The sequence below is a fragment of the Kitasatospora sp. NPDC091335 genome, from assembly GCF_044757205.1.
In the GTDB taxonomy this organism is placed as follows: domain Bacteria; phylum Actinomycetota; class Actinomycetes; order Streptomycetales; family Streptomycetaceae; genus Kitasatospora.
The window spans coordinates 74492-89118 of record NZ_JBIVUM010000009.1 but is presented as its reverse complement, the minus strand read 5'-3'; the positions used below and the strand labels follow the sequence as shown (position 1 = coordinate 89118).

Here is a 14627-nt window from a genome sequence, read left to right as displayed (position 1 = left end):
CATGCGATCCGCCCAGCAGCCTGCTGTCCCGCAGGAGCAGGAGTACCGCCTTCACCTCGCGCCGGACGGACGTTCCTGGACGGTGCGGGAGAACCTGGCCGATGTCCTGGAGCGTGAACTCCTGGGGCCGGCGGGTGGGCCCGAGGAGATCCTCGAAGGTGTTCCGGACTCGGCGTACCTGGTGGGCCGCATCGCCCCCGTCCGTCTCACCGCGAGCAAAGACGACCCCACCCAGGCCGACTCCGGCGACGCCGCGACCGACGTTGGTGACGCCGTGGACGCGGCCGAGAGCCGCGGCGTGCCCGTCACCGCTGTGGACGAGAGCAGCGCCGGCGCTGACGAGGACGAGGTCGAGGACCAGCCGCAGAAGCGCGGGCTGATGATCCCGGCGTCGATGGGGTTGCGCTGTCAGATCCCCGACGACCTGGACGAGTTCACGGTCACCACGTCGTGGGGCACGTACGAGCCGGTGAAGGAGAAGCACGCCGAGGGCGAGCAGAGCGCTTCCCGTCTTCGCCGCTACCAGCGCAAGCCGCACAAGCACACCACGCCGATCAAGGTCGCCGACCTCTCCTCCGCCGGCACGATGCCGTTCGTGCTGGAGGACAAGGTCATGCTGCGGGTGGACCGCTACGACGACACTGAGCGTGGCTGCCGCCTGATCGAGATCGCGCTGTGCAACGACTTGGAGACCCCGCGCAAGATCCCGGTGGAGGCGTGGCTCTATCAGACCGAGCTGTCGGTCGCCGCACCCGACGGCGCAGCGGTGTTCCTGCCGGTGAACGACGCGCTGACGGATACCCGCGAGGAGCCGGACGACGAGCTGCGCCGCCTGCGTCTCCAGTACCGCGACCGGCTGGAGTTCGCGGTCGGGCGTACCTGTTCGGTGGACTGGGCGCAGGCTGAGGGCACGCGCCTGGCCAGCAAGGTGTGGACTACCTGGCTGCCGACCTGTGAGACGCCGCAGACGGCCGCGGAGGAGATCAGCGCGGCCCTGCTCGACATGACGAAGCTCGCGGAGGCCACCCCTGGTGAGCTGCGGGCCGGTCTGGAGCCGATCGTCGAGGGCTACGGCGCCTGGTTGGACGGCGAGGAGGCGCGGGCGGAGGCGCTGCCCGAGCACCTTCGCTCCGAAGGTCTGGACGCTGTTCACGAAGCCCGTAAGGTCCAGCGGCAGCTCGCCGAGGGCCTCGAGCATCTGCTGGCGGACGAGGAGGCGCTGCGGTGCTTCCGGTTCATGAACCGGGTGATGGCCGATCAGCGTGTTCAGTCCCAGGTGGCGCAGCGGCGCGCGAACCAGCCGGAGGACAGCCGCGAGAGTCTCGATCAGGCCCGCGAGACCGTATTGGAGGCCGGCAAGCGGGAAGGCGAGGGGAACCGCGCACACTCCTGGCGTACATTCCAGCTGGCGTTCGTCCTGATGCAGCTTCCGCTGCTGTCCGACCCGGGGGCCGAGAAGCGCTCCGGTGATCTGGCGAAGGCTCAGCTGCTGTTCTTCCCGACCGGTGGTGGTAAGACCGAGGCGTACCTGGGTCTGGCCGCGTACACGTTCGCGATCCGGCGCCGTCAGGGCGTGGTGGATGCCTTCGACGGGCCGTTGGACGGCCGCTTCGGGGTAGCCGTTCTGATGCGGTACACCCTCCGCCTGCTGACCGCCCAGCAGTTCCAGCGCGCTACCACGCTGGTCTGCGCGGCCGAGCGGGCGAGGATGGAGGACCCGGCGACGTGGGGTGAAGAGCCGTTCCGGATCGGGCTGTGGGTCGGCACCGATGTGAGTCCTAAGCGGTACGACGAGGCGGCTGATCAGCTGCGCAACGCCAACCTGGGGCGCGGGTACCGGCTGACGGTGCTGCAGATCCAGCGCTGCCCGTGGTGCGGCACCCGGGTCGAGGCACGGAATGTCAAGACCGAGCCGGGTCTTCGCCGGGTGCTCGTCTACTGCGGTGACGAGCTAGCCGGGTGCCCGTTCTCCGACGGTGGCGAGGTTGAGGAGGGGCTGCCGGTCCTGACGGTCGATGAGGAGATCTACCGCCTCGCGCCGGCCTTCGTGATCGCCACGGTCGACAAGTTCGCCCGTCTCGCGCGGGAGGGCGAGGCGGCCTCGCTGTTCGGCTACGTCTCGCAGCGGTGCGAGCGGCACGGCTTCGTCCACCCCGACTACCAGCACTGCGGGATCAAGGTCGACAGTAAGCACCCGAGCAGCAGGGACGGCCTGCCCCAGGCGTATCTGCGCTCCAAGGGCCGGCTCCGTCCTCCGGACCTGGTCATCCAGGACGAGCTGCACCTGATCACCGGGGCGCTGGGGACGACGGTCGGCCTGTTCGAGGTGGCCATCGACGTGATGACCGACTGGCGCACCAAGGACGGCCGCCGTGCGCGCCCGCTTCTGGTCGCCTCCACCGCCACCGCCCGCAACGCTGCCGACCAGGTGAAGGCCCTGTACGGGCGGGACGTCACCGTCTTTCCGCCGCAGGTGCTGGACGCCGGCAACACCTTCTTCTCCAAGGAGATCCCTGCCTCCGAGGAGACCCCGGGCCGGCGCTACGTCGGGATCAGCACCACCGGGGTGCGTCTGACCACGGCCGAGATCCGCGTCGCGGAAATCCTCATGGCGGGCGGGCAGTTGATGCTCGACCATTCGGGGGCAGCGGCCGACCCTTATATGAGCCTGGTCGGCTACTTCAGCGCGACCCGGGAACTCGCCGGCATGGCACGGTACATGGGAGACGACATCCAGACCGCCCTGGCCAGGAAGCGCCCGTGGTCCAAGCTCCCTGCCCGTACCGGCACCAACTTCGGGTCGCTGCATGTCGCGGAGCTGACCTCCCGGGTGGCCAGCGCCGACATCACCGCCACCCTGGACCAGATGGCGGTGCCGTTCGACCCGGCCTTCGACTCCACCGTCGGCAAGCGGAACCGGCGCGCCACGCTGGCGGCGAAGAAGCCGGTCCCGGAGCGGGAGCTCAACCCGTTCGACGTGGTGCTGGCGACCTCCATGCTCCAGGTCGGCGTCGACGTGACCCGCCTCGGCCTGATGCTCGTGGTCGGCCAGCCGAAGAACACCGCCGAGTACATCCAGGCGTCCTCCCGCGTCGGCCGTGACACCGAGCGGCCCGGCCTGGTGGTCTCGCTCGGCAACTGGGCGCGGCCCCGGGACCTCGCCCACTTCGAGCAGTTCCGGCACTACCACGAGACGTTCTACCAGCAGGTCGAGGCGCTGTCCGTGACGCCGTTCTCCGTGACCTCGCTCGAGCGCGGTCTCGACGGTGTGCTGGTCAGCGCGGCCCGCGTCCTGCAGGCAGTACGCGCGCTGGGTCTCTCGCCGGAGGACGGCGCGGCCCGGATCGAAGCCGAGCGGCACTTCGCCGTGGAGCTCATCGAGGCGCTGGCGCGCCGGGTCGGTCAGGCCGGGGACGAGGACGCCGCCGAGCGGGCCCGCCACCGCTTGGAGAACCGGCTCGACCAGTGGAGCAAGCGCCGCAAGCACCTGGAGGAGCGGCGCAAGTCGCTGGTCTACGAGAGGGTCACCGACGACACCCGGCACGACGCACTGATGATGAGCGCGGAGAACGCCAAGTCCGGCATCGACAGCCGTGACGCGGCCCCGTTCATCGTGGCCAACTCGATGCGCGAGGTGCAGCCGGAGATCAACCTCCTGGTCAGTCCGATCAAGGAACGCCTGGTGTACATCGCGCCCGCCAACGCGTCCCAGTGGGTGATGCCGGAGGAGAACTCATGACCGACGAGACCCGCTACGTCTACGACCCGACCCGGGCCGTCGATCCGCTCGGCGATCTGGAGGAGGAGGCCGAGAAGGCGGCCAAGCGCAACCGCGCCAAGGTCGGCTCGGCCCGCCCCTCGTCCCTCCTCTACACCTACGGCCCCGGATCGATCATGGACCTGCCGCAGTTCACGGTCATGCCCACCGGCCTGGACGACTGGGACCGCATCTGGCGCCGCCGCGACTCCCCGCCCCTGACGATCCACGCGCCCCGGCTGCGGGAAGTCGTCCGCATGATGCTCCGCTCACCCGACGTGCAGCTGCGCCCGCACCCGTGGCAGCCGAAGAAGCACAGCCGCTCCGCCGAGGGCAACGACCTCGGCGTCCCGGCCCGCGTGTTCCCGCAGTGGCTGCGCTGCACCGGGTGCGACATGCTCGGCATGCTCTCCCAGTTCGACTACAAGAACACCCACCCGTTCCGTACCGACCTGGCCACGTTCGAGCACACCAAGTGCACCGGCCGGGCCGGAAGCCGGGCTCGCGGGACCATGCGCCGGCCTGCCGTGCCCGCGCGGTACCTGCTGGCCTGCGCGGACGGGCACTTGGACGAGTTCCCCTACGAGCTGTGGGTGCACCGTGGGCAGCCGTGCAGCAGGGCGGAGATGCCGGCGCTGAAGATGGAGGACCGGACCGCCGGCAAGGGTGCATCGGCGGTCATCATCTGCGCGTCGTGCGACATGAGGCGGCCGATGAACGAGGCCCAGGGCGAGGCGGGGAAGGCCAAGCTGCCGCAGTGCCGTGGGCGCCACCCCCACCTGGACGCCTTCGAGCCCAAGGGCTGCCGCAACACCACGAAGCTGATGCTGGTCGGCGCCTCCAACCTGTGGTTCCCCGCGACCCAGTCGATCATCGTCATGCCCGAGTCCCAGCAGGAGAAGGAGGAGGACCTCGCCGACCGGATCCGCACCTCGCTCGGGGACAAGCTTGCCAAGTACCGGGCAAACCTCGACATGATCCGCGACCTGCTGGAGGACCGGGTCGACGTCACCCAGGTCTCGGACCACGAACTGGCTCAGGCAGTGGAGGCTGCCGTTGCTCCGCCGGCCACCGTGGAAGAGCAGGAGGAGAAGATCCGCGACTGGGATCCGGTCGACCTCCTCGTACCCGAGTGGCGCTACCTTCTCGGAGACTTCACCGGTTCCCGGGACGAGGATTCCAAGAGCGGGCTCACCCTCGCCAAACGCCAGCGCGGGCAGCGCCTCCAGCCCGAGATCACCCGTGTCCTGGCCGTGGAGAGGCTCCGCAAGGTCAACGCGCTCGTCGGCTTCACCCGCATCGACGACATGGACCGGGTCGGCGACCTGCCGCGCCGCCTCGCCCCGCTGACCCGGACCCCCCGCCCCGCCTGGACGGTTGCCACCGAGGACCGTGGGGAGGGCATCTTCCTGCAGCTCGACGAGGACAAGGTCGCGGCCTGGGAGAAGCACATCCTCGACACCGGCCTGTGGTACGCCCACCGCGAGGCCCATCACCGGAACTTCGAGCGCCGCTTCTCCGAGACCGCGGGCCAGGTCAATCCCGACAGCCGGCTGAAGCCGCCGCGCTACTGGCTCGTCCACACCTTCGCCCACATTCTCATCCGCGAACTCGCCCTCACCTGCGGCTACTCGGCCGCCAGCCTGAGCGAACGCCTCTACGCCTGGCCCGCCGCGGACGGACGCGAGCCGGCCGCCGGCCTGCTCATCTGCACCACCGCCTCCGACAGCGACGGCACCCTCGGCGGCCTGGTCCAGCTCAGCGACCCCGCCCGGCTCGAGCGGGTCGTCGCGAGCGCCCTGCGCAAGGCCAGGCGCTGCTCCTCCGACCCCGTCTGCGCCATGCGCGTCCCCCAGGACCCGGAAGACTTCCTCCACGGCGCCGCCTGCCACTGCTGCGTCATGGCCTCGGAGACCTCCTGCGAGCGGGCCAACCGCTTCCTTGACCGCCGCTTCCTCCTCGACCTGCCCGCAAGCAACCTCGGCTACTTCACGACCAATGAGTGAGGCCGAAGCCGCCCGGCGCCTCGGCCATCTGCTCACCAGGACCGAGGCCCAGGGCATTGCCGACCGACTCGCCGACGGCGACACCCTCACCACTGCACTCAAAGCGGTCGCCGCCGGCCGCCGCGCCGAAGTACGAAGCCTCCTGGACATGATCGCCAGCGGCCCGGGGGCGGGCCTTCGGCACATCCTTGTGCTCCGTGCCGTCGAGGGGGCCCGGGCGTTGCCCACCACCCTGTCCCCGCTGTGGACCATGCCCGGGCACCTCGCCCAGACCGGACCGCTCACCACCTCCGTACCCCACCTGGTCAACAACGCGCGCCACTCGGTGACCTGCTCCACCTTCAACTTCCAGCGGACTTCCGGCCTCTGGACTGCCCTGCAAGCAGCATCCCAGCGTGCCGGCATGGCCGTCCGCGTCTACCTCGATACCAGGGCAGCTGACAGCAATGGGCAGCACTGGTCACCGACGACCGTCGAAGTTGCCGCGCACCTGAAGCCCGCCGAGGTCTGGCGGACTCGGGAGTTCGACGGCAGCTACGTGCGAAACCACGCCAAGTTTCTCGCGATTGACCACCGCCTCCTGCTCGTGACCAGCGCGAACTTCTCTTGGAGCGCGGAGAACAACAATGTCGAGTTCGGTGTTCTCATCGACAACCCGAACCTCACCGAAACCGTGGAACGAGAACTGTTCGAGGCAGAAGGGGTGCTGTACGAGCAGGTGCCCGCTTCCTGACGATCGCGTTCGTTGGCGGAGCGCTGGCGGGCGGCGATGAGGACAGGCCACCCCCGCTGCGACGTAGATGGCGCGGCGCAGGGGTGGCCTCTTGGCATGGTGTCTGACCTTCAGTGGCGGCCTCGATCTGCTCGAAGCGGGGGCAGCAGTCGGCATCTGGCACCGTTGGTTGCTTGGCTCTCTCGGCTCAAGTGGTGTGCGGCGACTCCCCAGGGAGTCGTTCTGCCCGTCTTTGTCGTGGGACCGACAGCGGATCGCCGGTGCTCGGGCCCAGGAGGCGGTCCAAGATCACAGAGTGTTCCTGGAAGATGACCCGCCGGGTCTGGCTGCCAGTTTTCGGGTTGGTCGATGTTTGTGTGGGTGAGGCGCGTTCGTCGCGCTCGGCGCTCTCTTGCCCAGAGGGATGGGCCGACCTGAAGGTTGACCTGGCCTCATCGACTTCTCGCCGCGCCGCCTCGTCCATGTGTCGGATCACGGCCTGGTACCGCGCCTGTACGGCGGCGGCGATCGCGTGCCCCGAGGGGTCGAGATCGCCGGAGTACTCCAGCGGGACGCCGTTGTCGACGGCGAGCGCCAGGAGCGTGTGATCCACCGCGGTCAGCGTTCCCGAGGTGCACACGATCGGCCGGTTGGTCCCCCGCATGAGGGCCTCGTCCACGACGGACGGGTTCTCCACCACGAGCCAGGTCCGGCTGCTTTCGAGTGTCGGCGGGTGGGCGGTCAGGTCGTGGAGAGTCAGGTGGACGGGGCGGTTGTCGGAGCGCGCGAGGTTCAGTGCGCGGTCGGTGGGCCCGTCGCCGGTGGCGGTGACGTTGAGGACGAGGACTGTCTGGGAGAGGCGGTCCGCGATGACGCCGAGGCGCGCGAGCAGCGCGCGCTCGGCGGCCGGCGTGTCCGGTTGAAGGGCTTGAAGGAGGTCGCGGGCGAGGAGCACGACCTTGTCTCCCTGCCCGCTGTCGTTGAGGTCGAAATAGTGTGGATCGCCAGCGCAGTGGTGTGCCAGCCGCGCGAGCGTCACGGGCCGTGGCAGAGGCAGGAGTTCGCGAAGCCGAGACAGTGCGTCGATGAGCCGTCGCCGCTCCTCCAGCGACTCGTCGCTGATGCCGTAGGTCCGAAGCCGCGCGGTCAGCAGCGGGGCGTCGGGCAGCGCACGCGCGGCGTAGTCGTTGATGTCCGCGCGCATCCGATCGGCGTCCCGGCGCTGCCCAGCGAGGTCAGGGATCTCTACCCCGGCCGCCTCCACCAAGTCGCGGAGATCATCCGGGGTCCGGCCGAGAGCATCGAGCAACTTCGGGACCGGGACGATGCAGCCGCTACCCGTGGAGCGCAGGGCGACAGACCGGGCGCCCGTTCGGCGGCCTCGGGTGAGCCAGCCGGCGACCATGGCCTGGCCAGTCCGTGACAGCGGTGCGGTGACGTTCCTGATCGAAGCGGCTCCGTCGCCGCGCGCGAGCCGGGCAGCGACCGCCTCCCACAGCGGGCGGACGTCGGGATCGGTGAGGTCTCCGGACATCAGTCCTCCTGCAGGGCGGCTGAGAACAGATCGTCGGGACGCTGGTCCGCGGAGTCCACGGGGAGGTCGTCTGCGGCTCGGCGGGGAGCGCCGATGTGGATGCGCGCCGTCTGGGGAGTGCCGCGGCCGGTCCAGATGCTGGGGATGGTGTAACGCATGGTGTTGCTCTTCTGATGGATGCGGTGGATGCCGACGGCTCCGGTCTCGGGCACGAGGAGCGGCTGCATGGCGGGGAGCGTGACGAGCGCGTCGAAGTCCCAGGTCCGCAGAAGGGCGAGCAGCATGCGCAGGTTCGGGGCGTCGAGGGCGGCGTTCAGTTCGTCGATGAAGACCGCCCGCGGGCCTTCGTATCCGCTGGTGGAGTAGAACGCGTGGGCGGCTGCGAGCAGCGGCAGCATGGTGGCCAGGCGCTTCTCGCCTGCGGACAGCCGGGCGAGTGGGTTGCGGCGTGGGCTGACGGTCTGGAAGACCTCGGCGTCGCCGGCCGGGTCGTCGGAGAAGGACCGGTGGGTCAGCGAGATCTCCCACGTGTACCAGTGCCGGTAGTCGAAGACGTGCTCGACGCGCTTGGCCCAGGTGAGGTGGGTGCCTTCTTCGTTCTTCAGCTGCTCGACGAAGAAGTCGTACATCCGGTCGAAGCTGCCCTCGTGGTTGACGTCGCGGATCAAGGACAGGGCTTCGCGGGCCACGGGGTCGTCGTTCTTGGGCTTCCACTCCAGCTTCACCCCGACGCGGGCGACGCCGGTGCGCACGTTCTTGAGCGTGTTGCGGATGTTTTCGACGATCGTCTCGGCGGTGTGGATTCGGACGTTGATGTCCTTGCGGAGTTCGGAGAAGACGACGCCCTTGATCTCCGTCTGGACCTGGTCGTTGAAGTCGTTCTCCAGGGAGGTGATGGCGGTGTCGAGGTCGGCCAGCGCCTGGCGCAGGGGCTTGGCGCCGATGGATGCGGTGCCGGTCTCCTGATCGTGGCCGTGTTCGGTGACGACTACGCGGCGCCAGCCGGTTCGGGGGTCCTCCTCGGTGGTCACGTGCCGGCGGATCTCCAGCAGCTTCTCCAGGACCGTACGCACCCGGCCTTCCAGGTTGCTGCGCGTCGTCTGCTCCGCCCGGCGGGCCTCCTCCGCGTTCAAAGCAGCGGAGGTGCCTCCCTGTTCGAGGATCGACTGGATCGTGTGGACGGCGTCGGCCGAACTCTCGGGACGGCTGAGGGCCTCCGCTCCGGCGAGCTCGTCGACGAGGCCGTGGTCGAAGAGCCCCTGAACGGTCTCCAACGCCTTCTCAGCCGCGGCGGCCGCCTCCGCGAGGATTCCGGCGTAACCGTCGAGCTCCTGGCTCACGAGAGCGAGATCGACCTCGACGTCCGTCCGCTCCTGTTTGTGCGCGTCCAGGCTCTCGCGCAGCTCGGCCTGGGCCTTTTGGGAGTCCTCCAGTTCGGTGACCAGGTCCTTGTAGGGCTGGTCGTGCTGGCGGAGTTCCTCGGTGTAGTGGTGTCGTGCGGTCTCTGCGGCCGTGGCGTCGGTTTCGGCTCGCTCGCGCAGAGCGTCGGCGCGGCGTTCCGCGTCGGAGGCTGCCGAGCGGTGCCCAGCTGCGGTCGAGAGGGTGAAGAACGCTCGGAGTGCCTCGTCGGACCAGTCCCCGAGTCCGCGCTGGAGATCGCGCAGCGTCTGTCGGTGGCGGTGAAGGGCGTCGGCGTCGGTCGGTACGGTGACGTGGGTTGTGCGGGCCTTGCTGCGCAGGGTCGTCTTCGCGTCGTGGACCAGGGCGCCGCGTCCGCCGACCTCCCGCTCCAGGTCGACGAGCGCGTCGGCGGCCAATGCTGCGCGGCGGAGCCCTTCGGCCGCGGCGGCCCGGGCGGGCAGAACTGCGACGAGTTCGCCCGGCAGGCTGGTGCGGTCCTGCTCGATCTCGGTTGCGGCGTCCTGCACGGTTCGCCAGGCGGCTTCGGCCACGGCGAGCTCGGCTTGAACGGTGACAACGTTCTGGGCGGCGGCGTGAGCTGCTGTCGTGCCGGCCAGCGCGGTGCGGGCGGTTTCGAGGCACGCCATCACCAGGCCGGGCAGTTCCGTGCAGACTGCCTGGGCGGCGCGCACCGAGCTGGTGGATGGTTCCACGAATGCGGCTCGGCACGCCAGCTCCCCGGCATGGTCCGCCTCCTCAGCGGTGCGCAGCGCCGACGCAGCGTCGCCCTCGACCTCCTCGGCCGTGGCCTCCTGCCTGGCTGCGTCCATGCTGGCGGTCGTGGCGGTGCTCGCCAGCTCCAGCCACCTGGCGGCGAGGGGAAGAGTCCGCTCCCGGTCGGCGGTGGACAGGTCCCCGGTCAGCGCATCGACCAGCTGATGTGCGGACTCGAGCGCTGCGACCGCCTCCTGCCGCTCCACGCGCAGGTCGGCGAGCAGGATCTGGCGCATCCGCTCACGGGCGGACGCGCCGATGTACTGCGGCGTCCAGCCTTCGGGACTCTGGGCGTGGAGCGGTCCGAGGTGGACGGTGCCGTCGGAAGTGAAGGCCGCCTGCCCAGGGGCGGGAGTCTGGCCGTGCTCCAGGACCCGGATCGAGGCCAGTACCGCTCGAATGCGGTCAGCGGCGACCGGCGCCTGTGGGTCGGGGACCAGCAGATCGGCGAGCGTCGGGCCCTCGCACGCGGACGTCGGCAGCAGGGCGACGTCACCGGCCGTCAGTTCCCCGTCGGGCGACACCCAGGCGTCCAGCGCACCGCTTGCGAGCAGCGCACCCTCCAGCCGACCGGCCTCCTCGGCGGGCAGGTGGCCGGCGAAGTCGACCACCGCCCACAGCGGGGCACCCGGACGGCCGTGGCGCGTGGGGCGCCACCCAGGCTGGTCGGGGCCGGCTTCGCTTCGTTCGGCTTCGGCGATCCGGTCGTCGATCTCCTCGACCCGCGCCGCACGGGAAGCCGCATCGATCTTCGCGGTGGTGAGCTCGGCGGTGATCCGGGTGAAGGCGAGGCGGTGGGCCGTGGCTGCGTCCTCCTTCAGATCTTCCGCGTCCACGGGGCGGGGGATGCTCTGCTCGTCCGGCAGCCGTAGCAGCGTACGGTCCAGGACCGTGAGCGATGCCGCCCACCGCCTGGCCTCCGCCGCCCAGGCTCGGCCTGCCTGGTCCGCATCCGCTTGGCAATCGTCGGCGCGGGCCCGCAGCCGGGTCGCGGCCTCTCGTGCGTCGCCGGCTTCGTCTCCGAGACGCGAGGCATGGGCGGTCGCCGTGGCCGCGGCGTCGAGCGCTTCGCCCGCGGACTGCAGTAGTTCCCGTCGCCGCCCGAGTTCGCCACGGGCGCTCTCGGCGAGTTCGGCGACGGTCGACTCCAGGCGGTCCGTCATCGGGGCAGCGTCCTGCGAGGGCGCGAGCTCGGCGAGCTCGGCGACCTGCTGGACGGCCTCGACCATCTCCCCAACCGCAGTAGGGATGCGAGCCATGCTCCTGGCCTCGACAGCAAGGGCACCCGCCCGGTCCCGGGCGCGACTGCCGGCCTCGGAGGCAGCGAGCCGTGCCGTCTTCGCCTGCGAAACGGCGGACGCGGCACCCGCAGCGAGCGCCTGGGCCCGGGCCTGCACCCCGGTCAGATCCAGCGCAGTCAAAGCCTCGGCCGCGCTCTCCTGGAGCCAGCCCTGGATGGCGACCGGATCCAGCGCAGAAGCAGCGACGAGCTCACTCGGCGGAGCCGGCAGACGCACCAGCCCCGCGGCGAACCTCTCCAACGCCCGGCGGGCCTCCTCCTCGGCCTGCTCAGCCGCAGCGACCAGCCGTTGGGCCTCTCCGGCGGCGGCCTCAGAGTCCTGCTGGGCACCGTCGTACCTCTCCTGCGCATCGGCCTGCGCCTTGAGGAGCGAGCTGAGCTCACCAAGGGCCGCACTCACCTCCTCCGCCGCGGAGGACTGAGCCTCCAGCCAGGCGGCCATCTTCTCCCGAGCCCCCTTCACCTCCTGCTCGAGCGCAACGGCCGGCTGCGTCCCACGGGACGCACCGAGCCGGTCGGCCGCCTGGGCCATGGCGTCGTGGAAGGCACCCGCGCTGGCCTCGGCCGCCGACCGGCCGACCTCCCGCGTCAACGAGGCGAGCCGACCGACTGCTTCCTCGGCCTCCCGCTCCGCCTCGCCGCACGTCTTCTGGGCCTCCAGGTGCGCACCGGCTGCGTCCCCGGCTTCCCTGGCGCTCGTGCGGGCCCGCTCCTCCTGTTGCTGTGCGAAGGCTGCGAGACTGCCGAGGTCTGCACCCGGATGCCCGGCGACGCGGCCTTCCAACGTCTTGATCGTCTGGGCCAGCAGGCCGAGCCGGCGCTCCTCGTCCCGGACCAGCTGACCGGCTTCCCGCAGGCTCTCCGTGAGGTTGCGCTGCCGCTCGGACAAGGCCCGGTGCTGCCCGATGACTTGGCGGTGGCGCGCGTGCCCGTCACGGAACTCCACCGCAGCGGTGGAGGCTGCAGCCGCGACGTAGCGGCGGTAGACCGTGCGAACGCTGCCGAGAACCTCCTTCTCCTTGCGGGCGCTGCGCAGCCGGTCCTGAAGCTGCTCCGTCTTCGCCAGCGCGTCGGCGAGAGTCTGCACTCGCCTGGCGTCCAGCGACGGCAGCGCCGAGGTGAGCGTGGCCTGCATCGTGCTCGGGCTGATCTTGTCATTCGCCTGGACGCTGCGCAGCGCGCGAAGGACCGACCCGAGCGCGTCCATCTGGGACGCGTCCAGGGGCTGGTACATCGCCGTTCGTACCGCCTCGGTGTACTCCTCCTCGCGGCGCACGACCGAGGCGTGCTCCTTGCAGGCGTTCTCCAGGGTGGTGGAGGAGGTGAACAACAGGCCGCCGTGCTGGGCGAGCTGGCTCGCCAGGTCGCCGATGTCGACCGGCATGCCGTCGCGCTCCAGGGTCAGCTGGGCGTTCACTCGTGCCGGGACGAGGAACCAGGCCCGCTCCAGGGAGGTGCGCTCGCCGCCGCTGCTCTTCAGCCACAGGCCGGCGGTCAGCCACTGCGTACAGGTCGTGCCGTCGGGGCCGGGATCGGTGCGGCCGTACTCCTGCCACCATGTCCCGCTCTTCGCCGGGCCGGGCCGCCCCTGCGTGTGGATGCTGGTCAGCGTTCCGGCAGCATCGCCCGAGGCCGAGAGACTCTTGGAGCTGACATCGCCGTCGATGAACGTCGGGCACAGAACGCCGCCGGTCAGCGACTTCCCGGAGCCGTTCATGCCGACGAGCGCCAGCCACCCGGCACTGAAGAGGAACTGCTCCTCGCTCCACTGCCAGGAGTTCACGGCGCCGGCCCGGGTCGCCTGCCATCGGCCCACGGCGCTCGGATGCGGGTCCAGGACGACCGTCTTCCTACGCGGGCTGCCCAGCCCGGCCAGACTCTCCAGCGTACGGTGGTGCTCAGTCATCGAGGCTCTCCCGCCCATCGGTAACGCCTGAAAGGGTCGCGGCCTTCGCCGCGCTGGTGGCATGGGAAACCCGGACCTGCCACAGGTGGACGGCCGGCGTCGGCCGCCAGCCCGATCCCGGCGGAGGATCGGCGCTCACGATCCCGGCCGACAGCAACTGCCGGATGCCGGCCTCGGCGAGTGAACGCTCCCCGCCCGGCCCCTGGTAGCGGCGGGCCCACCACGGACGCTCGGCCAGCTCCCGCCGCAGCTGCGAGGACGCCCACTCGATGCCGAACCAGTCCATCGGCTCGTCCCGACCGACCAGAGCCTCCAGCAGGAGCAGCGCCCCGTGCTGTTCGAGACTGCGCCCGGTGGGAAACGTCAGGTCGGTGCTCCGTCCGTACGGATCGGACACCGACCACCAGTCGCGGCGCACGGTGCACACAAGGCCCGCAGCCGCGGCGGCATCCAGGGCACGCTCCCGCCCGGTGTGGGAGGACAGGTACTTGCCCGCCTCGGTCGCCGGGTCCGGCACCACACCGGGATCATCAATGACCGCCCGCATCGCCAGGTGCCTGCGGCGCCTCTCCTGCGCCTTCACCGGGGCGTCCTCCGGCAGGTCCCGCTGATCCGCACACAAAGCCGCGGCATGGGTGTCCGGCCGGTCGACATCGATGTCCAGCAGCGAAGGCGCGACGGAAGCAATCAGAACGGCAAGGCGCTCGCGGCGCGCCGTAATGACCAGATCGAGTCCCTGGTCCTGCTCGAGCTGGTCCAGGGCGACGTCCGACTCGATGACGTGCCAGGACTCCAACAGCAGCAGGGCGTCGATGAACGCCCGCCGGTGGGCGCCCGCGGTCGCCTGCTTCTCGCCGGCATCGGCCACCGGACGAAAACGCGGCAAGCGGCCGAGCTCCGCCTCCGTTCCGCACGCCTGGACCACAGCACGCTGCAGGTCGTTGAAGGTCGCCTGCGTACTGCGCCACAACTGCTCGCAGATCAGGCTGGCCAACACCAGGACCAGCGGGGAAGCGGGAACCTCCCCAGACTTGCCCCGCCGCACCACGGGGCCGCGGTCCGACGGAGGATCGACTCGCCGCTTGTACAACCGGCACAGCCCCTCGGAGCGGTAGACCTCGAAGCGCCACCCGACCGTATGGTCGAACCAGGCAGCCACCTCCCGCTGGTGCGCGGAAGCCAGCCCGAACAGCTCCGGATCGTCCTCGACGGAATGGATCTGCTGGCGAAGCATCCT

The 14627-nt window shown here is 70.3% G+C and carries 6 protein-coding genes; 3 read left to right on the top strand and 3 right to left on the bottom strand.

Annotation, left to right across the window (positions count from 1 at the left end; genetic code table 11):
* Position 1 precedes the first annotated feature (1 nt).
* The 3 genes from drmA to drmC are packed head-to-tail and all read left to right on the top strand — an operon-like array spanning position 2 to position 6496.
* Positions 2-3739 (top strand): DISARM system helicase DrmA, encoded by a 3738-nt coding sequence (gene drmA, locus ACIQOW_RS20370; protein WP_401087249.1) that lies wholly within the window; start codon positions 2-4, stop codon positions 3737-3739.
* Positions 3736-5763: a DrmB family protein gene (drmB, locus tag ACIQOW_RS20365; protein ID WP_401086914.1), complete on the top strand. Its 2028-nt coding sequence runs from the start codon at positions 3736-3738 to the stop codon at positions 5761-5763. Before drmA ends, drmB begins: the two co-directional genes overlap by 4 nt.
* Positions 5756-6496 carry a DISARM system phospholipase D-like protein DrmC gene (gene drmC, locus ACIQOW_RS20360; RefSeq protein ID WP_401086912.1) on the top strand — a complete coding sequence of 247 codons (741 nt, stop codon included), beginning with the start codon at positions 5756-5758 and terminating at the stop codon, positions 6494-6496. Before drmB ends, drmC begins: the two co-directional genes overlap by 8 nt.
* Positions 6497-6683: 187 nt before the next feature.
* Here the strand turns inward: drmC and ACIQOW_RS20355 are convergent, their stop codons facing one another.
* The 3 genes from ACIQOW_RS20355 to ACIQOW_RS20345 are packed head-to-tail and all read right to left on the bottom strand — an operon-like array spanning position 6684 to position 14624.
* On the bottom strand, positions 6684-8009 hold the full coding sequence (locus ACIQOW_RS20355) for a DUF2399 domain-containing protein (protein ID WP_401086910.1): 1326 nt from the start codon (positions 8007-8009) through the stop codon (positions 6684-6686).
* Positions 8009-13390, bottom strand: a complete 5382-nt coding sequence (locus ACIQOW_RS20350) for an SbcC/MukB-like Walker B domain-containing protein (protein WP_401086908.1) — start codon at positions 13388-13390, stop codon at positions 8009-8011. Before ACIQOW_RS20350 ends, ACIQOW_RS20355 begins: the two co-directional genes overlap by 1 nt.
* Positions 13383-14624 carry a DUF2398 family protein gene (locus ACIQOW_RS20345; RefSeq protein ID WP_401086907.1) on the bottom strand — a complete coding sequence of 414 codons (1242 nt, stop codon included), beginning with the start codon at positions 14622-14624 and terminating at the stop codon, positions 13383-13385. Before ACIQOW_RS20345 ends, ACIQOW_RS20350 begins: the two co-directional genes overlap by 8 nt.
* Positions 14625-14627: the final 3 nt, after the last annotated feature.